Genomic DNA, 22,255 nt, shown 5'->3' on the forward strand with positions numbered 1-22,255 from the left:
CGAATGGCTGCTTTTTTAGTTTGTCAGGCGTGAAGCACCGACGGATGGAAACGGGTGGAAATGATCGCCGGAAATCGGTAAAATAGCAGGGACATCTTTGGTTATTACAGAAAGCGGGCTGCATACATATGGATGAGTTTTCATTATCGATTTTATTGTTTTTGATTGTGATCGGTTTTCTCGCTGCGTTTGTCGATGCGGTAGTTGGCGGGGGCGGGCTGATTGCCATGCCGGCGCTTCTTTTTACGGGCATGTCACCGCAGACGGCGCTTGGTACGAATAAGCTCGCGGGCACCATGGGCTCCGGCACGAGCATGATTTCCTTTCTCCGGCACGGGCAGATTAATAAACGTCTTGTGTTTACGCTTTTTCCCCTGGCGTTTGTGGGGTCGGTCCTCGGCGTCATCGTTGTGCAGCGGATCCCGCCAGATATTCTGGAGCCGATCATTTTAATTTTGCTTGTCGTCGTAACAATTTATACGCTTGCGAACAAAAATCTTGGCACCCTGTCCACCTTTCAGAGCATAACCCGGAAGGTGTGGCTCGTCGGCGCACTTATCGCTGTAGTCCTCGGATTTTACGACGGCTTTCTTGGGCCTGGGACGGGCTCATTTTTGCTGTTTGCCTTTATTTTTCTCGGTTTTAACTTTGTCGAAGCTGCCGGAAACGCCAAAGTGCTGAATTTTGCAAGTAACATTGGCGGACTGCTTGCGTTTATCTGGTTTGATTCGATACATTACGCGTACGGCCTGCCAATGGGGATCGCTATGATTGCCGGCGCATATGTTGGGGCAAATGTTGCCATTAAAAAAGGCTCGGCCTACGTGAAGATGCTGTTTATCATTGTGACTATTGCTTTAATTGCCAAAAATGCCTGGGATTATTTAATGTAAAAAGTCTTCAAACGAAGGCTTTTTTATTTTCTTTTAAATTTTTTTTTAAAAGTGATCCATTTGAAAGCTTTGTGCGTAAACTAAGTAGCTTCTAAACAAGAGCATCATAGCTGTGCTCTTTATCGCTCTCTGATTCTGAAGAATTATCTGTTCCATCCATCGGAACTTTGGCTTTTTGGAGCGGGAGGCAATGCTGTCATAAAAGCTGGACGAATGATTTTGGCAGCAGATTAAGACATCGATGGATATAAAGGAGAGCGATTGAGCAACCGGGGCCTCAATCGCTCTCCTTTTATTTATGGTTGTCCGACTACGGTTGGGTTTGCCCTGCATCTCCGGTACAATGGAAGATGCAGTGTGAACAAGTAGGAGGGAACCAATATGAAAATAGTTGTATTTGGTGCGACGGGCAATACCGGAAAACGTTTTGTTCGAAAAGCATTAAAAGAGGGCAGCGAGGTAGTGGTTTATGCCCGCCAGCCGGAAAAATTATTAATTGATAACGAAAATTTAACTGTTCATGAAGGAAAAATTACGAATTACCAGAACGTTTATGACTCCCTAAAGGGCGCTGACGCAGTGGTCAGCTTGCTCGGACGCAAGGAAGCGGCGAAGGGAACGCCTCTCAGTACAGGCATGTCCCACATCGTGAATGCGATGCAGGAGCGAAGCATCAGCCGTCTCGTGGCAGTCACGAGCTCGGATGTAAAAACCCCGCAGGACGGCGCGTCCAAGCGGTTCAGTCTGCTCACCGCGGGATGGAAAGTGGCGAAGTTTAAAGGCTCAAATGAAAATGCGAATGCCGCTGATATTATCCGACAGTCAAATCTGGACTGGACCCTGGTGCGGGTGCCGGTGCTTTCCGATAAGCCTTCCGGCGAAAATGCGCCGACCGTAGGCTATCCCGGCCGGCATGATCTGAAAAACACTCTCTACCGCCAGACGCTGGTGGATTTTCTGTACGAACAGCTTGAAACGAGTGACTTTTCCAGGGAAGCTCCTGTATTAAGCAACTGAATACGCTAAAAAGCAGGGCCGAAGTTTTTTCGGTCCTGCTTTTTTTATTCTGTATTACCCCTGCCATACATCTTTTGCGATGGCTACGACGTGCTCGAGCTTTTTCCACTGTTCGTCTTCAGTCAGAACGTTGCCTTCCTCTGTCGATGCGAATCCGCACTGCGGGCTCAGGCACAGCTGCTCAAGCGGCACATACTCGGAGGCTTCCATGATTCTTGCTTTCACGTCCTCCGCGTTTTCAAGCTCTCCGCTTTTGGAGGTGATCAGGCCGAGCACGACCTGCACGTCCTCGCGGTTAATGAAGCGGAGTGGCTGGAAATCACCGGCACGGTCGCTGTCATACTCGAGGAAAAAGCCGTCCACGTTGACGCTGCCAAACAAAATATCAGCTACCGGCTCATAGCCGCCGGAAGAGATCCACGTGGAACGGAAATTGCCCCGGCAGATGTGCATTGTAATCGTCATATCCTCCGGCTTGTAAGCAATGGCTTCATTGACCGCGCGTGCGTGGCGTTCGACCAGGGAACGATGGTCGGTGCCCTCCTGGTTCATCCGCTCCACCTGTTCCTCGGAGCACAGGTATGCCCAGGATGTGTCGTCGAGCTGCAGGTAGCGGCATCCAGCATCATAAAACGCCTGAATTGCTTTTTGATACGCCTTCGCCAGGTCTTCGATCATGTCCCCCGGGCCGCTGTAAAGGTCGGTTTCAATCTCGCTTCGAAGGTGCAGCATATTCGGACTTGGGATCGTAAATTTTGCCTCGGTGCTCCCGGTGATCTGATGAAGGTACCGGAAATCCTCGAGCATCGGGTGCTTATCGCTGAAATCAATTTTCCCGGTCACTTTAATACCGCGGGCCTTCGTCTGCACGCCTTCAAACTGGATACCCGAGTCTTTATCGTAGGCTTCCACGCCAATTAAATCTTCAAGAAAGTCAAAGTGCCACCAGGCGCGGCGGAACTCTCCGTCTGTGACAGCCTGAAGCCCTGTTTCTTTTTGCTTCTGAACGATGCGCTCGATTTCTTTATCCTCTACACGGCGCAGCTCGTCTGCGGAAATGGATTCATTCGCATAGTTTTCCCGTGCTTCTTTAATAGCGGCAGTACGCAAAAGGCTTCCTACCTGGTCTGCCCGGTAGGGAGCTTTTGTCCGCCAGGATGCTGATTGTGCCATACTCTCTCTCCTTTAAAAACCATTGATGAAATATCTTGAAGCTTATCAAAATTTTGAATAGAAGTAAATTGCTTCAGAGAGAAACGAGCCGTGAAATAATATATAAAAACAATAAAAATAAAAGAAACAGAGCGATGCTTCCAGCGATCAGCGAATAGAGGTAGCGTTTTTTATTTTTCTCTTCGGTGTAAACAATGAAATATCTCAGCCCTGCCACTGTGAGGCTGACAGGAAGAATTAGGACAAGAGGGTGGGTAATGTAGGCAAGAAGCTCGCTGGAGGTGAAAAAAAACCGGATCATAAGCAGCACGGCGTAGACAGCCAGAACAGCGAGAGCATAATTAATATAGGTGTGGGCGCGTGTCGGCAAGCAAAAACATCCCTTTGGCGTAATTTGTTTTTATTATAACAAATTAATATTCGGCCAGGCATGAGGTTTTACTGCACTTAGTCCGGAAAATAGCTGCAGCATTATGTAACGTAAAAAGAACCCGCCCAATTTTAGGCGGATTCTTTTGCGGTAGATTATTTTTGTTTGCAAATAAAGCTATACGTCTGAACGTTCAGGCGGAGCATAAATATTTAATTGATTGCCCTGAAGCGAAGGAACGTGTTTAGCGAGAATATCTTCAATATGCTCCATTTCCTCCTGATCAAGTATCCAGCCGTCGACACCCTCGGCTTCCTTAATCTGTTCCGGAGTCCGTGCTCCCCAGAGGCACATGCTGATGCCGGGATTTTCAAGCGTCCATCGTGCTGCAAGCTGGGCGATCGTTTTGTTTCGCTCGTGAGCAAACTCCTGCAGCTCTCTGACGGCTGCCAAATAGTAGTTTCTGCTGTTGTTCTGGTACAAAGGCAGACTCGCGCGAATGTCTTCATTTGTAAACGTGCTTTGGGCATCCACCTTTCCGGTAAGAAGGCTGTGGGCGAACGTGCCCCAGGTAATGCCGGCAATATGATTGCGCTCTGCATATTCAAACCATGGCTTTAGTTCCCGCTGGAACATATTGTACTGATTCTGCGTGGTATGCAGCGGCACGTACCGGCGTAATTCTTCCATCTCGTCCGGAGTGAAATTGCTTACGCCAACAGCGCGTATTTTTCCTTTTTCATAAAGCCTGTTCATTACTTCTCCCATTTGTTCCATACCGGTTTCATGATCGGGCCAGTGAATTTGATATAAATCTAAATAATCCGTGTTCAAACGACGCAGTGTGTTATCTATTTCCTTTTCTACTTTATCCGGGCGCATGTCCCGGAAAAGCTCTTTATTTTCGTTCCAGTTAACGCCGGGCTTTCCAAACAGCTGTACCTGCTCCCTTGCGATACCGGCCTGGCTTAATGCTTTGCCGATAAACGCTTCGGAGTTTCCGAGCCCGTAATCCGGTGCTGTATCAATCGTCGTAATCCCTGAATCGATCGCCTGCCGGACCGTTTTCACTGCGGCATCCTCATCCGGCTCATTCTGCCACATTACGCCTCCCATTGCCCATGTGCCTAAGCCTACGCGGGACACTTCTATATCTGTTTCTCCTAATAAAATTCGTTCCATTAATTATTTCCCCCACTCGGGTTGTATTTAATATTAGCTTTTACCCATGCAGAAGAATGATTCAAACAAAGAATAATGCTATAAGGGAATGCTGGTAAAAAAGTCTCCCACCGGCCAGGCCGGGGGAGACAAGGGAATGGTAATTACAAAGGAATGACGTAAAAAAACACGGCAAAGAAATGGGCGGAGGAGCCGGCGAGAACAAAAAAGTGCCAGACGGCGTGATGGTAGGGAAAACTCCGCCACATATAGAAGACGGTGCCGGCGGTGTACAATACGCCTCCAATAACAAGCAGCAGCAGGCCGCCGGTGGGCAGAGCGCTCACGAGCGCCGGCCAGGCAATAATAATGATCCAGCCCATGCCGATGTAAAACACAGTAGACAGAATACGAAACCGTTTAGTGAAGAATGCTTTAAAAATAATGCCGATGATGGCAATGCCCCAGACAATGCTGAATAACACCCAGCTCAGAGTGCCGTGGAGCGCATGAAACAGAAACGGAGTGTACGTGCCGGCGATAAACAGATAGATGGCAGAGTGGTCAAAGACTTCAAATAAATCCTTCAGTCTGCCCGGTGAAAAGCTGTGAAGCAGGGTGGAGCATACGTAGGAGAGAAGCATGGACGTGCCGAAAATAGAAACGCTGACCACATGAAGGGCTGAAGCGTTGAGGGAAGCGAAAACAATCATAATAATAAGCGCAGCAGCGCTCAGCAGAGCGCCGATGCCGTGCGTGACTGCGTTAGCGAATTCCTCCCGTCTGGTAAATGTATGGGTTTGATCCTGCATACGCCGCCTTCTTTCGTTAAGAATAGTTTCTTCATTATAACTTATTTTCCTCAGGGTTTCGAACAGGCATAGATGGCCGCGGATTTGTTTGCCGGATGGAATGGGGCGGGTATGAGAATCCAGAGTGACTTTAACCAAGGAAGGAAGGGACCATAATGAAAGCAATAGGATTTAAAAAGCATCTTCCAATTGAAGAGGATACAAGCTTTGAGATGTTTGATATTGCCAAATCCGAACCAAAGGGCCGGGACCTGCTTGTGCGTGTGCAGGCGGTATCCGTGAACCCGGTGGACACAAAAATCCGCGGAGGAAATGAAGGAACGGAAGAAGCAGAACCGCAGATTCTCGGCTTTGACGCAGCCGGTATAGTGGAATCAGTAGGTGAAGAGGCGTCGTTGTTTCAGCCTGGTGATGAAGTATACTATGCCGGAAGCAATCTGCGGCCCGGCTCCAATCAGGAATATCAGCTGGTGGATGAGCGGGTAGTGGGAAGGCGGCCTGTCCAGCTTTCAATGGCCGAAAGTGCCGCGATGCCTTTAACCGCTATTACTGCGTACGAAGCGTTGTTTGACCGGATTGGAATTGTACCGGAGCGGGACCGCGGTGCGTCCGTACTTGTGTTAAACGGCGCTGGCGGCGTCGGATCCATTGCGATTCAGCTCGCCAAATGGGCCGGTCTTGACGTAGTCGCAACGGCTTCACGTGAAGAAACGACTGCCTGGTGCGAACAGATGGGGGCAGATAAAGTGATTAATCACCATCAGCCTCTGCTCAAGCAGCTCCAGGATGCAGGGTATGACGGGGTCGACTATATTCTCTGCTTCACCGATACGGCCCAGCACTGGTCAGGAATGGCCGAGTGTATTCGTCCGCAGGGAACCATCTGTTCTATTGTAGAGACAGAGGAGCCGCTCCCGCTGACCGACCTGCAGGCAAAGAGCGCCGCCTTTATGTGGGAGTTTATGTTCACACGGTCGATGTATCAGACGGAGGATATGATCCGCCAGCACGTCATTTTGGATGAACTGGCTGATCTGTTTGACCAATCGACCATCAAGCCAACGGTGACGGATACGCTGACACCGTTGAATGCCGAACAGATGAAAGAGGCACACCGGCGGGTGGAATCAGGTAAAATGATCGGGAAAATTGTTCTTGAACACTGGGAGTAAATGAAAAACGCACCGCAGCCGAAGCCTGCTGCGGTGCGTTTTTTTGAGATCAGGAAGCGACTCCGAGAGGGGAAAAGATTACATAAAGAATACCGATGCCGATAACGAGGCCGGCTGCCGCCGGCTTGGCGTATTTCCACGGCACCATATCCACAGGCGCTTCATTTTTGAATTCGAAGGGCTCCTCCATCGGTTTAAATTTCCCGACAACAAGCATGACAATAACGCTGAGGGGAAACAGTACACTCAGTACATAAAGGAAATTGAGTTCTCCAATAAAGACCTTGCTTGCACCATACAAAATAATGTGCACCGGTACAGCCACCTTTGCGGCAAACGGCGACACTTTTTTGGTATAAAAGCCGACGACCATAATGGCAAGCACGGGGATGTTAAAGAAGCCAAACATCTCCTGCAGATAATTGTATAATCCGGAAGGGGCAAACAAAATAAAAGGCGAAATAAAGATCGAGACAATGGCGACAATCATGGCAAACCGCTGCCCGGAACGAACGAGGGCTGCTTCATCGGCATCAGGATGAAACAACGGTTTATACAAATCAAGCGTAAACAGCGTAATGACACTGTTGATGCCTCCGTTAAACGAGCTCAGGACCGCGCCAAACAAAATAGCTGCGAACACGCCGGTCAGTACCGGCGGCAGCAGGTCGGTCACAAGCGTCGGGTAGGCGGCGTCCCCGTTTGCGAGGCTGCTGCCGTACAAATGATAGGCAATCACGCCCGGAAGCACGAGGTAAAAGGCGCCAAACAGCTTAAATAAGGCAGTAATCATAACGCCCTTCTGGCCTTCCTTCAAATTACGTGCCGCGAGCGGGCGCTGAACGATGGCCTGGTTGATACAAAAATAAAAAAGATTGTTAAACAAAAGCCCCATAAATATCGTCGGCCAGGGCACCTGGGCATCATTGCTGCCATCAATGGCGTTTAACTTGTCTGTATGCTCTGAGGTGAGCGTCCCCACTCCGTTAAACATATTGCCATTACCGAGCGCCATAAGCCCGAGCACGAGAATAAGAATCCCGCCGGCAATTAATCCGACTCCGTACAGTGAATCAGCAGAGGCAATAGCCTTCAGACCGCCAAATACTATATAAAGCATGCCGACAAGCCCGATGCCGGCAGAAACAATTAAAACGGTAAAAAACTGGCTCGTGCCGAGCACACTCGAAATATCAAATATCTGGTCGAGCACAAGCGAGCCGGAATACAGAACTGTCGGCAGAAATGATGACGCAAACCCAAGCAGCATGAGCAGCGAAACGATCTGCCTCGTCCGCTGATCATAGCGTTTTTCAAGAAACTCGGTAACGGTAGTTACTCCCGCCCGTAAGTATTTAGGTAAAAACATAAATGCCATAAAAATGAGCGCAACCGGCGTGGTAACCTCCCAGGCCATCGAAGCCATTGAGCCGGTGTAGGTCTGACCGCTCAGGCCGACAAGCTGCTCGGTGGAGAGGTTGGCAAGCAGGGTGGATGAGCCGATGGTGAGCGCCAGCAGGCTGCGGCCGCCGAGAAAATATCCCTCCTGGCTCTGCATATTAATGTTTTTCGTCCGGTAGGCAGCGTAGCCGGCAATAGCGATAGTAATGAGTATGAATGTAAAAAGTGAAAACATGATGTCCCTTCTTTCCTGCTGTAAAAGTATGTCGAAACGTTTTGAATAACGTGCACGAAAAAAGGTTTACCCCTGCCGATTTCCGAGCAAACCCCTGATAAAAGCGAATTGTATAAAAAACATCATAAAGATGGTTTTATAATATAAATACAAAAGTTGATAAATAGGAAATGATAACCCTTACATGATGAAAATAAAAAAATCAATAGAAAAAATGTGACGATTTTGTGTCGTAAGCGTTTTACAGTCTAGACGTATGAAAGGTCAGCCTATAGAATAAGAACCCGTTGTGGAATAAAAAAGTGAAAAATTAATTAACCAATATATCAAGGAGGGATAACAATGATCGTACGCAATGGCCAAACGTTCCGTCCAATGGTGATGATTGCCATGTTTATGATTTCTACGTTCGCTATCGGTACTACTGAATACGTCGCCATGGGGATTTTGTCGAATGTCTCTGACTCCTTTGGCATCACGATTTCCGCTGCAGGTCTGATTGTCAGCATGTACGCACTAGGCGTCGCCGTGCTCTCGCCAATTGCCATATCTCTTTTGGTGAAATTTCCAAGGAAGTATGTATTAATTGGATTGATGCTGTTGTTTATCGGCTCAAGCGTGGCCAGCGCCCTGGCGCCAAATTACACAGTACTGCTGTGGGCACGCGTCTTCTCTGCATTGATGCACGGTCCGTTCTTTGCCATTGCGATGGTTATGGCGAGCGAAGTTGTCCCTCCATCGAAAAAATCGGGGGCGGTGGCTGCCATTAACGGCGGACTGACGATTTCCTTAATGATCGGCGTGCCGTTCGGTGCATATATCGGAGACTTGTTTGACTGGCGCATGGTGTTTGCCGGTATTGCCGGACTTGGCATTATCAGCCTGCTTGGAATCATCCTTTATGTACCAAACATGAATGCTGAAGAACCAACATCCATGAGAAAAGAGCTTGGCGTTTTCAAAAGAAAGCAGGTATTGTTTGCACTAGCTATTACGGTGTTCGGCTATTCAGGTGTTTTCACCGCCTACACGTATATTGAGCCTCTTCTTCAGGATATAACAGGCTTTGGTCCGGCAGGTATAACGCTTTCCCTCTTTTTATTCGGCGTCGGGGGCGTACTTGGAAACATGCTTTCCGGGCGTTTAAACGCCGAGTCCCTGCTGAAGCCGCTGATGGTCGTGATGGCTTCACTGACCGTGATTCTGTCGACGCTCACCTTAACGAGCACCATCCCATGGCTCGCCCCGGTTTCAGTGCTTCTGCTTGGTATGGGCGCCTTTGGTACGGTACCTATTCTGCAGACAACGGTTATCCGGGCAGCGGAGGGGGCGCCTTCGATCGCAAGTGCTTCCGCGGTCTCTGCCTTTAACCTGGCGAACGCCTTTGGCGCCTGGGTTGGCGGTATGGTGATCAGTCTTGGACTTAGCCTGCCGCTGATTGGTATGGCCGGTGCTGTTATTACGCTCTTAGGCCTCATGCTTTCGTGGCTGTCGTTTCGCTCCAGCGAAAAAGAAGTACAGGAAAGCAGACAGGGAGTACCGGCAACAGATTCCTACTAGAAAAACACAAAAATCCGCACGCTCGAGGAGGAGCGTGCGGATTTTTTCATTTAAAGGTTGTCAGCAATACCGGCGGCATATTGGAAAGACTTCTTTTTTGCTTCAAAATCATAAATGTTGGTGATGCCCATCAGTTCATCGAGCCCAAGCTTATCCCGCAGTTCACGCAGCTGTTTCTGAACGGCAGCCGGGGAGCCAATAACAGCTCGCCGCCGATTCTCCCGTACTTTTTCCCTCTCCTCCTGTGTCCAGGAGTCGGGATTTACGCTCTCCGGGGCAGGCACTTTCGTATTAGTGCCCTTTTCGACATTCAGCAGCCACTGATCCTGGCTGAGCGCCAGAAAATCAGCCTCTTCGTCAGTAGCCGCGCAGACAATAAATACACAGGCAGCAGTCACTGGCTGTGGCTGCCGGCTGCTTGGTACAAAGGAGGAGTGGTATTTACGGACCGCCTCGACGCCCTGGTCCGGACTGATAAACTGGCCGAACATGAATCCGGCACTTTGTCTGCCGGCATCCCGCGCTCCGCGCTCGGACAAACCGAGTACCCAGGTTTCGGGCAGGGAGCTGCTCATCGGAGCTGCTTTAATGGAAGCATAGGGATGATCACTGGGAAGGGATCGGTCAATAAATCCCTGAACCTCCTGAAGAAGGCGGGGGAAGGCGGACATGCTTTTTTTATTACCGTCTGTCAAGGCTTCCCGGATCGTGTTGCCCCCGCCGGGAGATCTTCCGATGCCAAGGTCGATCCGGCCGGGAAATAAAGCTTCAAGCACTTTGAAGTTTTCGGCTACCTTGTATGGGCTGTACTGTGGGAGCAGGACGCCTCCCGAGCCGATACGGATGCTTGTGGTGACGCTTGCGAGGTGTGACATCAGAATTTCCGGCGAGGAGCCGGCCAGGCCGCTGGTGCTGTGATGCTCGGCCACCCAAAAGCGGTGAAATCCCCATTTCTCCGCCATTTGAACGAGTTCACGGGTGTGTTCGAAGGCTTTTTCGGGGGTCTCGCCTTCTGCAATCGGTGACTGATCAAGAATACTGATATTCATGTGCGTTCCTCCAAATAAACAGAATGCTTTTCTATGCTAGTCCAGTGTAAAAGAAAAACGAAAAAATCTACAGTAAATGAAATGGGGGCAACAAATGAACACCGAATCAATACGTAATTGGATTTACCAGATGTATGACATAGAAGCAGCTTCGCTTGGACAATGCGGAGCCAGGGGCTGGTGCATAAGGGACAGGAAAGGATCGGAGTGGGTGCTTGTGACCGGCGAGGCTGTGCTGCCGGAGGAAGAGACGGTCCAGTGGCTTGAAGCTGAGAGTGATATCAGCATAAAAAAGACAGTAGAGGGAGATAAACTGGCGGACACCGGGGAGAGAGGCCTGGCCTATATGTATGAGAAGAAGCCGGAAAATCATGGGAGTGCCCGAATGGAAGAATCAGATTACCGGCAGCTTGGCGCCTCTCTGGCAGTAAAGCACCGCAGCTGGCATGAGAAATTACCGATGAACGACAAAAAAAGCATCTCCCTGTCGGAGCAGACCATAAAGGCAGAACACCGCCAGATGGACATGCTGCTTCCGAAAGGCCAGACGATTATCCGGCAAAGTATTGATGCACTTTTTCCTGTAATGCAGCGTGCGGCCCTCCACTCGGATGGCACAGGTTTTGTTTTCAGGGAAATGAATTGGAAGCATGGGGGTCCTGGGAAGGGATTTCTTTTTCCGGGAGCGATGCCTGGGGTTCATGTGAGTTTATACGATCTTGCTGCGCTGCTTCGGGGCCTCTTGCTTTCCTTTTCCGGCATAGAGGACTATCAGCCCTTTGCCCGAATGGTTTTTAATGAACTGCTTGCCGGCTATGACAGCGTAAGGAGCATACCGCTGCCTTCGCTGCAGCAGTTTGCGAATATTTTAGAGTGGCACGACCTGTATCAATATGCTCTTCTCTGGCAAAAACCTGTTGCGGGGACAGAGAAGCCACTCAGAATGAGGGAGCAGCACAGGCTTGAGCACCGGGTTCCGCTGCTTGAAATTTAAAACAGCACTTACTTTGGGGGGATCATCGAAAAAATTTCACCGCTTTCAAAAATGCTTATTACTTCATCAAGCCATTCGTAATAGTGCAGTGCGTAATCGATTTTTTCAAGGTCGTGCTTAAGTATGTCAATAAGATAGGGATCCTCCGCTTCCTCTAAAAATGCTTCGAATTCCTCTTTGGCACGGCGGGCGGCTTTCTGATTATTGTCTGCCGCCTCTCTCCACCGGTTCACAAAAACGGAGGTGAACGATTGATACCAGTCGTCGTGGGACTGGTACAAATCCTTCCGTACCCCTTTTTCCCATACTCGTTCGACCATATCTGCATCCATGAGGGCCCGTATTCCTGTACTCATACTCATTTTACTCATGCCGAGTGCTTCGCTCATGTCATCGAGTGTCATGGGACGCTTGGAAAACAACACGGTGCCGTAAAGACGCCCGTTCGTATCGGAAACGCCGTATAAGCCCATGTTCTGGGCAATTGTGGCAATGAACTGGTGTCTCGATTCGTCCAGCTTGTCCTGAATGTTTTTTTGTTCCCTTTCCATACGGGGCCCCCTTTTTGCATGTATGTTTAAAGTTTAGCAAACTGCTGAACAATAAAAAAATTGAATATTCGGTCGTTAGGTCTTCTAATCAGCAGATATCGATAGATATAAGTATATAATGTATGTACAGTATATACTTTACGGCTAAAACAGCCTCAAATGGCATGATAAAAGTTTTGTATCTTTTATCCTAATACTATATAGTAAAAGAGTGATAATAAATACAGACACAGACATAGTAAACGAGGTGTGAAACGTTGGCGAAGATAGAAGTGGAGAACTTAACCAAGGTCTTCGGCAAACGCCCAAGCCGTGCGATTAAGCTGCTGGAACAGGGGAAATCAAAGGATGAAATCCTGGAAGAGACCGGCTGCACGGTCGGTGTGAACCGAACCAATTTTTCGGTGGAGGCCGGAGAAATATTTGTCATCATGGGACTTTCCGGGAGCGGAAAATCTACTCTTGTGCGACTTCTGAACCGGTTAATTGATCCGACCGAAGGAAGCGTCTTGGTGGACGGCGATGATCTGGCCCGTATGGACGATAAAGGGCTGAGAGCGGTACGCCGGGAAAAAATGAGCATGGTTTTCCAACAATTCGGACTATTTCCCTTCCGTACGATTCTCGATAACGTAGCGTACGGTCTGGAAATACAGGGTCTCGAGGAGCAGGAAAAAAAGAAAAAAGCAGATGAAGCCCTGCAGCTGGTCGGCCTTGGCGGCTACGGCAACATGTATCCGGATGAATTGTCCGGCGGGATGCAGCAGCGTGTCGGCCTGGCAAGGGCACTGGCGGCAGATACGGATATTCTGCTGATGGATGAGGCCTTCTCGGCACTCGACCCGCTGATCCGGAAGGAAATGCAGGATGAACTGCTCGAGCTTCAGGGCCGGATGAAAAAGACGATCGTGTTTATTACCCACGATCTGGACGAAGCGCTCCGGCTTGGCGACCGCATTACGATTATGAAGGACGGACGGGTTGTCCAGATCGGGACGCCGGAGGATATTCTTCAGCACCCGGCTGATGACTACGTCGCCAAATTCGTGGAAGACGTGGATCGCTCCAAGGTATTTACCGCGGAAGCTGTCATGAAACGGCCGGAAGTGCTTACGATCGATAAAGACGGGCCGCGGGTGGCGCTGCAGCGCATGAAAAAGGAAGGCATTTCGAGCCTTTATGTAACCAATAAAGACCGCACGCTGCTTGGTATTGTCCATGCCGATGAAGTATCAAATTTAGTAGAGCAGGGATCCGAAGATATCCGAAGCGTGCTGCATGAAGACGTGCCGACGGTGCAAAAGGATACCGTGGTCAAGGAAATGATCGAGCTGCTTACATACAAAAACACTCCAGTAGCCGTCGTAGATGAAGAACACAAGCTTGTCGGTATCGTCGTCAGAGGCTCCGTCATGGCGCTGCTTTCCGGTAAGGAGGTGTCGGCCGTTGAGTAACATCACCCCGCTGCCGCTTGCTGCCTGGATTGATGCGTTTGTCGAATGGCTGACCCAGGCGGAATTTATTTTTGGCCCCCTTACGAACTTTATTGGCTATATTATCAGCGGCTTTGAATGGTTTTTCGGCATTTTTCCGCCGTGGCTGCTGCTCCTGATTATTGTCGGGTTAACGTTCTGGTTTGCCGGACGGAAAATCGGGCTCACGGTGTTTGTCCTGCTTGGGCTGCTGCTCATCTGGAACCTGGGCTACTGGGAAGACATGGTGCTGACGCTTGCGATCGTTCTGACTGCCGGGGTGATTTCCATTGTTATCGGGGTGCCGGTCGGCATCTGGATGTCCCGGAGCCCGGTGGTCGAGGGCACGATTAAGCCGGTGCTCGACTTTATGCAGACAATGCCTGCCTTTGTGTACCTGATCCCGGCCGTTGCCTTTTTTGGCATCGGGATGGTACCGGGTGTCGTCGCCTCGGTCATCTTTGCGATGCCGCCGACGATCCGTTTTACGAACCTCGGCATCCGCCAGGTGCCGACCGAAATCATCGAAGCCTCGGAGGCCTTCGGGTCCACGGGCAATCAGAAGCTTTTCAAGGTACAGCTGCCGATGGCGAAAACAACCATTATGGCCGGGATTAACCAGACCATCATGCTGGCGCTGTCGATGGTCGTGATCGCCTCGATGATCGGGGCGGACGGCCTCGGGACGGCCGTATACTTTGCAGTCGGCAGAAACGATGTCGGCGGCGGCTTTGAAGCCGGTCTTGCGATCGTAATTGTGGCGATTATTCTCGACCGGCTGACGCAGGGCATTGGAGCAAGTAAACGAAAATAGGTATACCTCCCAAAACAGGGAGTATCCATACAATTAAGAACAAAAGGGGAGTAATTCACATGGAAAAATTATGGAAAAAAGCTGGTTTAGGCGCAGCCGGAATATCAATGGCAGCGGTGATGACTGCCTGCGGCGGTGGAGGCGGAGATTCAGAAGAATCCGGCGGCTCTGACGATTCCGGATCGAGTGAAGAATCCTCTTCCGGTGGAGCATTTGGCGAAGAAGTGGACTACACAATTACCGGTATTGATGCCGGTGCTGGTATTATGTCTCAAACGCAGACAGCGATAGAAGACTACGGTCTCAGTAACTGGAACCTGCAGTCGAGCTCGGGCGCAGCAATGACCAGCGCATTGGGCGATGCGGTTGCAAACGAAGAGCCGATCATTGTTACCGGCTGGACCCCGCACTGGATGTTCTCAGAATATGACCTGAAGTATCTGGAGGATCCGGAGGGCTCCTACGGCGATGGTGATGATATTCATACTGTCGTGCGTCAGGGGCTTGAAGAAGACATGCCGGGGGCGTATCAGTTCCTCGATCAGTTCCAGTGGGAAGCGTCTAATATGGAAGATATAATGGTGGAAATTCAGAATGGTACTGAGCCGGCTGAAGCCGCTGCTACCTGGGTGGATGAAAACGAGGATATGGTGTCTGAATGGACCGATGGCGTGGAAGAGGTTGACGGCGAAGCGATTGAACTCGTATATGTAGCCTGGGATTCTGAGATTGCCTCCACCAACGTGGTCGGGGAAGTACTCACCGATCTTGGGTATGACGTAACTTTAACCCAGCTTGAAGCTGGACCAATGTTTGCGGCTGTTGCTGACGGCGAAGCAGACGGCATGGTTGCCGGATGGTTCCCGAATACACACGCAAGCCAGATGGAAGAGTACGGCGATGACTATGAAGATCTTGGTGCGAACCTCGAAGGCGCGATTACCGGCCTGGTCGTTCCAGAATATATGGACATCGAATCGATTGAAGACCTTGAAGCAGAGGAATAAGTATAACGATAAACCGGAGCTCTCAGGAGCTTCGGTTTTATTTATGTCTTCATACATACCAAATGCCCGCAGGCGTTTGCCTGCAGGCATCAGGAAGTGGCACAATTATGGACCGGGCCAGCAGATAATGCTGGTTTCAAATGGTCCAATAATCGAGGTATGGGGTGGGGTAGTAATGATATACCCGTTTTCCCCCGATTTAATCTGCCTAATTGTAAAAATATAAAAATCCCGCTGATAGAAAGCGGGATTCGATTTATTCTGTACCGAAATATTGTTTTGCTTTTTCCAGGTATGGTTCTGTTTCCGGTGTCAGTTCAGTATCCTCCACGATAGCTTCTACTGGACAAACAACTACACAGGCACCACAGTCGATACAGACGTCGGGATCAATATAAAATTGCTCTTTTCCTTCTTCAATACAGTCTACAGGACAAACATCCACGCATTCCCCTGCTTTTTCCTCTATACATGGCGATGTAATGACGAATGCCATTTTGGTTCACCTCTTTTCAAAGTATTTCAAGAGATTTATGATTACGCGCCGAAAAACTGTCTCTCCATTGAAGAAAGCCAGCGCCTAGTAAGAAACCTCTCTTTCTCTAGTGTAAAACATATAGTGCTCCTTTACAATTACCTGGCGATAAGTATAATAGGTTGTGAATCTAAATTTGATTAAACATATTAAAATACTATGAATTATAAAAAAGGGAGGTGACGGCGTGTCCTGGGAGATTGCGTGGGTGCTGATTATCGTATTGGCGATGATTGGTGCTTTGATGAAAGAAATAGCGCGGCCGGGTATTATTTTTTTATTCGTCCTTTCTCTGCTGCTTATCACAGGGATCATTACACCACAACAGGGACTGAAGGGGTTTGCCAACCAGGGCATGCTGACTGTAGGCCTTCTTTGTATTGTTGCAGGCGCGGTTCAGCAGACCGGCATCGTGGACCGGTTCGTTGAAGGGGTGCTGAGTAAAGGCCGTACCCCTAGAGGGTCGCTAATGAAAATGCTCGTTCCTTCGGCGCTCATGAGTGGTTTTCTGAATAATACGCCGATTGTAGCAACGTTCTCGCCGCTGGTGAAACGGTGGTGCGAGAAATATGATCTGGCGCCGTCCAAATTTCTGCTTCCCTTGTCCTATGCCACGATTATCGGCGGTACGATTACACTGATAGGAACGTCCACCAATCTCGTCGTGCATGGACTCCTGCTGGAGAGGGGCTATGCGGGGTTTCATTTTTTTCAGCTCGCGCTGATCGGCATACCGGCAACAATTGCTGTCACTATCTTCATTTTAACGGTCGGCATAAAGATTCTGCCGGACCGGAAGCCGCCGCTGTTTTATCAGAAGGAAGGCCGGCGGAAATACATGCTCAAGCTCGAAATCACCCCGGATTATAAACATCTCGGGGATACGCTGAAGCGGGCAGGCTTTATTAATGACCCTTCTCTGCAGCTGCTGGCTGTGCTGCCAAACGGCGAATCAGAAGACAGGGAGGTCGGTGAACACCATATTCTTGAGCCGGGAGACTGTCTGATAGTATACGGAGACCTCACCCAGATCGCGATGCTCGAAAATACGGATGGTCTCGATATTAGAACGGAAAAGAGTGAGAAAAAAACGGCTGAAGAGCCGAATGAACGCAAGCTGATGGAAGTAATGGTAACCCACTACTCCAATATTTTATTTACGAAGCTAAAGGATATTTTCTTTGACCAGCGATTTGATGCTGCGATTATCGGCATTCATCGCTATGATGAGAGCTATTCCTCCGAAATGAAAGAAATGGTGGTAAAGCCCGGGGATACGCTCCTGCTTTTGGCCGGACCGGAGTTTGAACAAAGGACGAGTGCCCATAATGACTTTCACGTGCTGAAAAACAGCGTAAATCCTTTTTTAAAGGGGCCGAGGTGGAAAAGCTGGCTGCCGCTCGTCATGATGATGCTCATGGTCAGCCTGGCTGCTCTGCAGGTTGTTCCTATTTTCTATGCAGCGCTGTTCGCCGTCGCCGGACTGCTTTTGACACGTTCACTTTCGCTTAAGGATGCTCACCGGTATCTTCCATATGAAGTGCTGATCGTCATTGCCGCTGCCTTCGGGCTTGGGGAAGCGATGACGAGTACGGGAGCTGCCCCGCTTCTTGCGGAGCGGATGATTGACTGGTTTATGCCGTTCGGAGTGCTGGGGGTGTTTACAGCCCTGTACGTGCTGACAAATGTGTTTACCGAAGTGGTAACCAACAATGCGGCGGCTATCGTTATGCTCCCGGTGGCGCTGGAAACAGCGGATATTTTGTCTGTTTCTCCACTGGCGGCTGCGGTAATTGTCGCGATTGCAGCTTCTGCAAGCTTTATTACGCCAATCGGCTACCAGACGAATCTGTTTGTGTATACGCAGGGCGGCTACCGGTTTACGGATTTTATGAAAATCGGCATTCCGGTGAGTCTGATTGTTATGGTTATTACGATCAGTATTACATGGACGGTATGGGGGTAAAAGCTGGAAAAGGCCCGGCGGGTTTTTTATACTGAAAATAAAGAAGAAAGAAGGTAAGCACCTTGGATATACGTGCAGAAGGTCTGTCCACGCATAAATGGCTGTTTGCACTGCCGCTTGCGGGTGCTGTGCTGACCATTCTCATTTCAACCTCCATGCCGTATCAGCAGCAGGACATTCGCCCTTGGCTTGAGCATATCCCGTTTGAGTGGCTGCAGCCGTATGTGTCCGTGCCCTCCTTTTCCTATGGCGGGGATCCGGTAAGTGTAGCTGCCTCCGGCGTGGAAGGCTATGTGGAATTTTTTATCCGAAAGGCAAGCCACGTGTTTATGTTCACCGTTATATTTCTGGCGGCGCTGCTCGCGGCATATCCGTACCGTCTCCCATTTTGGGGAAAACTCGCCGGAGCGTACGGGTTTGTATTGATGTTTGCCGTGCTTGATGAGTTCCGGCAGCATTTCAGCCCGGACAGGCATGGCATGTGGCAGGACGTTCTCCTCGACATGACCGGGGTGTCCGCTGCGGCGGTGATTGTTGTTTTATGCTGGCTGTGGAGATACGGATCACGCTTTATGTAAAAAGACCCCTGCAGAGGATTGCGGGGGTCCCTGTTTTTATAGAGGGAATAAAGCGGAGAAGGTAATACGGGGGAAAAGACTGCTACATGCCGGCAGGGAAAGGCTCCGTGTTTAAGCCGATGCTTTCCGATGGCGCGTCAGAAGAACCGGTTTGCAGCTTCAAAAAACGGACGTCTTCAGCGTTTACTTCAACCACCTGCACACGCTTGTTATCCTTGTTGTCATAAAGACGGGTATTGATTCTTCCTTTCACACCGACCATAGCGCCTTTGTGGCAGTATTCGCACGTGGTTTCCGCCTGGCGCCGCCATACGGTCACGGGAACGAAATCGGCATCGTATTCCCCTTCCTGGTTGCGAAAGGACCGCTGGACAGCAAGGGTGAAGTTGCATACCGGGGTCCCGTCTTTTGTATAGGTTAATTCGGGATCTCGGGTGAATCTGCCGACAAGCGTCACCTGGTTAAACATGTAATCACTCCTGAATAGTTAGTGGGTCTGGGTTACAGACGTGTGGTATAAAAATCGGTGAAAGTATTCATGTCTGGGAGAAGGAAAAAAGGCAAGAGTGCGTTCGAGGGATAAAAAGGGATGTCTCGGGGCGTATTCGGGCTGCGGCGCAAGGTAGTCACGTGCGCTGCACCACCGGTACGTGCCGGGATAGGGATGATCCAGCTTCTCAGAGGGAAGCAGATGTATCCGGCGGCTCTGCTCAAAAAAAGACGTTTCGTCGGGAAGAAGCTCGGAATGGTAGCGGGCCTGAAAAACGGAGCCGCCGGTTTCGTAATGGCGCCGGTAGTGCATGGCATAGGATGCATGCAGCTCCCGCATAATAGTGGAGATGGAGACGTAGGTGGACTCGGCCAGCAGGTGAATGCTGTCCGGAAGAAGACAGTAGGCGTGAAGATCAAGCTTCGTGGTATTGATTACTTTGGCTAATAAGTATACGTATTGTTTATAGTCTTTTTCGTCGGGAAATAACGTACGGCCGGAAGCTCCAGCTGCAGTAATGGAATAGACGGTGCCTGGAAACCAAAGGCGTTCGTCCCGGGGCACGGGCATACACCTCTTTCGGTAAAAGTTTGTAGGGAATATTTCACCAAGAGGAGGGGATTGGTGAAAATCAGGCCGCAGACAGGGCCTGGGGAGCAGAAAAAAACGCGGTTGCGCCTCCTTTCGTGTTAGAATATAACTACTATACCATATATCCCAACAAAAGGAAGAAGCAGAATGTGACAACATTTTGGGAGCCCTGTCCCTGCTTTTGGAAAATTTAAGCAGAGTGATTTTGTTCCATGTATTTGTAATTCCTATTCATTATGGTATGTTGAATACAGCTTGATTTGTCTTGTATTTGACATGCGTGCGAGGCACGCAGCACAGTTATCAAGGAGGAAAAAAGATGAAAGTACGTAAAGCTATTATTCCGGCCGCAGGGCTTGGAACGCGTTTTCTGCCGGCGACAAAGGCACAGCCGAAGGAAATGCTTCCGATTGTGGATAAACCCACTATTCAATACATAGTAGAAGAAGCGATTGCTGCCGGCATTGAAGACATTATCATTGTAAGCGGGCGCGGCAAGCGTGCAATTGAGGATCATTTCGACGTTTCGTATGAGCTCGAACAGACGCTCGAAAAGAAAAACAAAACGAAGCAGCTTGAGGAAGTCCAGCAGATTTCCAATATGGCAAATATCCACTACATCCGCCAGAAGGAGCCAAAGGGTCTTGGACACGCCATCTGGTGTGCCCACCGTTTTATTGGGGACGAGCCGTTTGCTGTTCTGCTTGGTGACGATATTGTGCATTCGGACGAGCCGTGCATGAAGCAGCTCACAGACGTCTTTGATAAGTACCAGAGCTCGGTGGTCGGTGTCCAGCAGGTGCCGGATCAGGACGTTTCCAAGTACGGCATCATTGATCCGAAAAGCGAAGAAGAGCCGGGCGTTCATAAAGTCCAGGGCTTAAAGGAAAAGCCGGATCTTGCGGATGCGCCGTCCAACTACGCAGTGATGGGTCGCTACGTTTTGACACCGGAAATCTTCGACATTCTCGAAACGCTGCCACCAGGCTCGGGCAATGAGATTCAGCTGACGGATGCGATTACGAAGCTGAATGAAAGCCAGGACGTGCTGGCGTATGAATTTGACGGTGTGCGCTACGATGTCGGCGATAAATTCGGCTTTGTCAAAGCGACAATCGATTTCGCGCTCGACCGGGAGGATCTGCGCGGCCCGCTTGAGGATTACCTGCAGAACAATATTCTGCAAAAAGAAACGGATAAAAACTAGGCATATTAGATGAAAAGGCCGCCGGGCACTGGTCCGGCGGCCTTTTTTGCGTCAAAAAAGAGCCCGCACGGGGCTCTTTCGTTACGCGTTTTCTTCGTTTTTCTTCTTTTTAATCGGATATGCTCTCCATTTGGAAAGATCGATTTCTTCTTTTTTAAGCAGGCGATGTGGAAAGACAAACGTCCATGGCCGGCTTGAGAACGGCTGCACAGCAAAGCTGTCGAGTTTAAATCCGCCCCGGGCGATGACTTCTCCGTGCGCATCCTCCACCTGCAGCGGCACGTTGTCGAGCCTGAGCTCATTGTTGCCACCATTGCGGATAAGAAGCGTCACATGCAGGTCGCCGTTTTCCGACTGCACGGCGCGCATCCCCATAAAGTTAACCTCACCGGCACGCGGCGGCTTCATATCGCGGATCATGTCCTTCAGCTTGTCCACCTGCTGCTCGCTAAGCGCATTTTTCCAGCTGTCGGCCAGGTCGAGGTGGTGTTCGCGCTTTGGTTTTTCCACATGAAAGCCGATTTTCCATCCGTCTTTTGGAAATTCCTGCTGAAGCTGTTCCTTGGGTGCGAAATAAAAGTTCCACGGCCGGGCACTTCTAGGCGGAATATCGCCGACTCCGCTTAAATCCACTTTCTTTTTCGCAATCACCTGGTTGTCATTACTCATCAAAAGCACCGTGGACTGCTTCAAACGGATGGCTTTTTCTGCCCCGTTGCGGATAAAGGCAGTGACAAGCATCAATCCGTTTTCATCCCGCTGGGCGCTTATGCCCGATAAAGCCACCTGTCCGGGCTTCAGCCGGGGCGCTTCGCCGTTTAAAAAGCGCAGGTAATATTCATCCTCCTCCGGAATTTCAGCTTCCGGATGCAGGCTTAGTGTCGTCTCTACGGTCCGGCCGCTGTCGTCGTGTGCTTCGTCGATAGCTTCCTCATCGGCCGGGGTTTGTTCAGCCAGCTCGTCTGGTTTGGCAGCATCGCCCTGGGACGATTGCTTTTTTTTACCGAATAAAGCCATACTTTTTCACCCTTTTATAAATGTCATAGTTATAAAGTTTGTTATATAGATGTACCAGCGTTGAAGATTAGTCTGTACGTCCTTATAGTATATCACTCTGCCGGAGGACTTTTAAGGGAAATCTCCAAATGCAAGTTAATATTCCCCCGGGCCTTTTTCCTGTACAATTACTGTATACAAGTAAAACAAA

22 protein-coding genes are annotated in these 22,255 nt (G+C 49.8%); 11 read left to right on the forward strand and 11 right to left on the reverse strand.

What is annotated here, in order from left to right:
* Positions 1–128: 128 nt before the first annotated feature.
* Both Q0757_RS04030 and Q0757_RS04035 read left to right on the forward strand, forming a co-directional pair.
* Positions 129–893, forward strand: a complete 765-nt coding sequence (locus tag Q0757_RS04030) for a TSUP family transporter (RefSeq protein WP_298784999.1) — start codon at positions 129–131, stop codon at positions 891–893.
* Positions 894–1,274: 381 nt separating this feature from the next.
* Positions 1,275–1,910 carry an NAD(P)-dependent oxidoreductase gene (locus Q0757_RS04035; protein ID WP_298785001.1) on the forward strand — a complete coding sequence of 212 codons (636 nt, stop codon included), beginning with the start codon at positions 1,275–1,277 and terminating at the stop codon, positions 1,908–1,910.
* A 54-nt stretch (positions 1,911–1,964) separates the two neighbouring features.
* On the opposite strand, the gene Q0757_RS04040 is transcribed toward Q0757_RS04035, so the two are convergent.
* The 4 genes from Q0757_RS04040 to Q0757_RS04055 form a co-directional block, all read right to left on the reverse strand.
* Positions 1,965–3,083 carry a 5-methyltetrahydropteroyltriglutamate--homocysteine S-methyltransferase gene (locus Q0757_RS04040; RefSeq protein ID WP_298785003.1) on the reverse strand — a complete coding sequence of 373 codons (1,119 nt, stop codon included), beginning with the start codon at positions 3,081–3,083 and terminating at the stop codon, positions 1,965–1,967.
* A 73-nt stretch (positions 3,084–3,156) separates the two neighbouring features.
* Positions 3,157–3,453, reverse strand: a complete 297-nt coding sequence (locus Q0757_RS04045) for a hypothetical protein (protein WP_298785005.1) — start codon at positions 3,451–3,453, stop codon at positions 3,157–3,159.
* A 177-nt stretch (positions 3,454–3,630) separates the two neighbouring features.
* Positions 3,631–4,635: an aldo/keto reductase gene (locus Q0757_RS04050; protein ID WP_298785007.1), complete on the reverse strand. Its 1,005-nt coding sequence runs from the start codon at positions 4,633–4,635 to the stop codon at positions 3,631–3,633.
* A gap of 143 nt (positions 4,636–4,778) precedes the next feature.
* On the reverse strand, positions 4,779–5,426 hold the full coding sequence (locus tag Q0757_RS04055) for a hemolysin III family protein (protein WP_298785009.1): 648 nt from the start codon (positions 5,424–5,426) through the stop codon (positions 4,779–4,781).
* A 155-nt stretch (positions 5,427–5,581) separates the two neighbouring features.
* Here Q0757_RS04055 and Q0757_RS04060 point away from each other — a divergent pair, with 155 nt between their 5' ends.
* Complete coding sequence (locus tag Q0757_RS04060; protein ID WP_298785011.1) at positions 5,582–6,598, forward strand: zinc-binding alcohol dehydrogenase family protein; 1,017 nt, start codon at positions 5,582–5,584, stop codon at positions 6,596–6,598.
* Positions 6,599–6,647: 49 nt separating this feature from the next.
* Here the strand turns inward: Q0757_RS04060 and Q0757_RS04065 are convergent, their stop codons facing one another.
* Positions 6,648–8,237: a solute:sodium symporter family transporter gene (locus Q0757_RS04065; RefSeq protein WP_298785383.1), complete on the reverse strand. Its 1,590-nt coding sequence runs from the start codon at positions 8,235–8,237 to the stop codon at positions 6,648–6,650.
* Positions 8,238–8,576: 339 nt separating this feature from the next.
* On the opposite strand from Q0757_RS04065, the gene Q0757_RS04070 reads away from it, so the two are divergent.
* Positions 8,577–9,794: an MFS transporter gene (locus Q0757_RS04070; protein WP_298785013.1), complete on the forward strand. Its 1,218-nt coding sequence runs from the start codon at positions 8,577–8,579 to the stop codon at positions 9,792–9,794.
* 50 nt (positions 9,795–9,844) lie between these two features.
* On the opposite strand, the gene Q0757_RS04075 is transcribed toward Q0757_RS04070, so the two are convergent.
* Entirely contained in the window at positions 9,845–10,843 is a 999-nt protein-coding gene (locus Q0757_RS04075; RefSeq protein ID WP_298785015.1) for an LLM class flavin-dependent oxidoreductase, read from the reverse strand.
* A gap of 94 nt (positions 10,844–10,937) precedes the next feature.
* Between Q0757_RS04075 and Q0757_RS04080 the strand changes: the two genes are divergently transcribed.
* The gene (locus Q0757_RS04080) at positions 10,938–11,837 is read left to right on the forward strand and encodes a hypothetical protein (protein ID WP_298785017.1); all 900 of its coding nucleotides are present in this window, start codon (positions 10,938–10,940) and stop codon (positions 11,835–11,837) included.
* 8 nt (positions 11,838–11,845) lie between these two features.
* Here Q0757_RS04080 and Q0757_RS04085 read toward each other — a convergent pair whose 3' ends face one another.
* The gene (locus tag Q0757_RS04085; protein ID WP_298785020.1) at positions 11,846–12,388 is read right to left on the reverse strand and encodes a GbsR/MarR family transcriptional regulator; all 543 of its coding nucleotides are present in this window, start codon (positions 12,386–12,388) and stop codon (positions 11,846–11,848) included.
* 257 nt (positions 12,389–12,645) lie between these two features.
* Between Q0757_RS04085 and Q0757_RS04090 the strand changes: the two genes are divergently transcribed.
* The 3 genes from Q0757_RS04090 to Q0757_RS04100 are packed head-to-tail and all read left to right on the forward strand — an operon-like array spanning position 12,646 to position 15,681.
* Complete coding sequence (locus Q0757_RS04090) at positions 12,646–13,842, forward strand: glycine betaine/L-proline ABC transporter ATP-binding protein (protein ID WP_298785022.1); 1,197 nt, start codon at positions 12,646–12,648, stop codon at positions 13,840–13,842.
* Positions 13,835–14,674, forward strand: coding sequence for a proline/glycine betaine ABC transporter permease (locus Q0757_RS04095; protein ID WP_298785023.1), 840 nt, complete (start codon positions 13,835–13,837; stop codon positions 14,672–14,674). The genes Q0757_RS04090 and Q0757_RS04095 overlap by 8 nt, the downstream gene beginning before the upstream one ends.
* A gap of 59 nt (positions 14,675–14,733) precedes the next feature.
* Complete coding sequence (locus Q0757_RS04100) at positions 14,734–15,681, forward strand: glycine betaine ABC transporter substrate-binding protein (RefSeq protein WP_298785025.1); 948 nt, start codon at positions 14,734–14,736, stop codon at positions 15,679–15,681.
* A 256-nt stretch (positions 15,682–15,937) separates the two neighbouring features.
* Here Q0757_RS04100 and Q0757_RS04105 read toward each other — a convergent pair whose 3' ends face one another.
* On the reverse strand, positions 15,938–16,177 hold the full coding sequence (locus Q0757_RS04105) for a DUF362 domain-containing protein (RefSeq protein WP_079475396.1): 240 nt from the start codon (positions 16,175–16,177) through the stop codon (positions 15,938–15,940).
* Positions 16,178–16,403: 226 nt separating this feature from the next.
* Between Q0757_RS04105 and Q0757_RS04110 the strand changes: the two genes are divergently transcribed.
* Together Q0757_RS04110 and Q0757_RS04115 are read left to right on the forward strand one after the other, a co-directional pair.
* Positions 16,404–18,182, forward strand: a complete 1,779-nt coding sequence (locus Q0757_RS04110) for an SLC13 family permease (protein WP_298785034.1) — start codon at positions 16,404–16,406, stop codon at positions 18,180–18,182.
* Positions 18,183–18,244: 62 nt separating this feature from the next.
* Positions 18,245–18,760: a VanZ family protein gene (locus Q0757_RS04115; RefSeq protein WP_298785036.1), complete on the forward strand. Its 516-nt coding sequence runs from the start codon at positions 18,245–18,247 to the stop codon at positions 18,758–18,760.
* An 82-nt stretch (positions 18,761–18,842) separates the two neighbouring features.
* Here the strand turns inward: Q0757_RS04115 and Q0757_RS04120 are convergent, their stop codons facing one another.
* Entirely contained in the window at positions 18,843–19,229 is a 387-nt protein-coding gene (locus Q0757_RS04120; RefSeq protein ID WP_298785038.1) for a single-stranded DNA-binding protein, read from the reverse strand.
* An 18-nt stretch (positions 19,230–19,247) separates the two neighbouring features.
* Positions 19,248–19,820 (reverse strand): transposase, encoded by a 573-nt coding sequence (locus tag Q0757_RS04125; RefSeq protein ID WP_298785040.1) that lies wholly within the window; start codon positions 19,818–19,820, stop codon positions 19,248–19,250.
* Positions 19,821–20,160: 340 nt separating this feature from the next.
* On the opposite strand from Q0757_RS04125, the gene galU reads away from it, so the two are divergent.
* Positions 20,161–21,048 (forward strand): UTP--glucose-1-phosphate uridylyltransferase GalU, encoded by an 888-nt coding sequence (gene galU / locus Q0757_RS04130; protein WP_298785041.1) that lies wholly within the window; start codon positions 20,161–20,163, stop codon positions 21,046–21,048.
* A gap of 81 nt (positions 21,049–21,129) precedes the next feature.
* Here the strand turns inward: galU and Q0757_RS04135 are convergent, their stop codons facing one another.
* Positions 21,130–22,065, reverse strand: coding sequence for an accessory Sec system S-layer assembly protein (locus Q0757_RS04135; RefSeq protein ID WP_298785043.1), 936 nt, complete (start codon positions 22,063–22,065; stop codon positions 21,130–21,132).
* Between the last annotated feature and the right edge of the window lie 190 nt (positions 22,066–22,255).

Origin of the sequence: uncultured Marinococcus sp., assembly GCF_947493875.1 — a bacterium.
Classification (GTDB): domain Bacteria; phylum Bacillota; class Bacilli; order Bacillales; family Marinococcaceae; genus Marinococcus.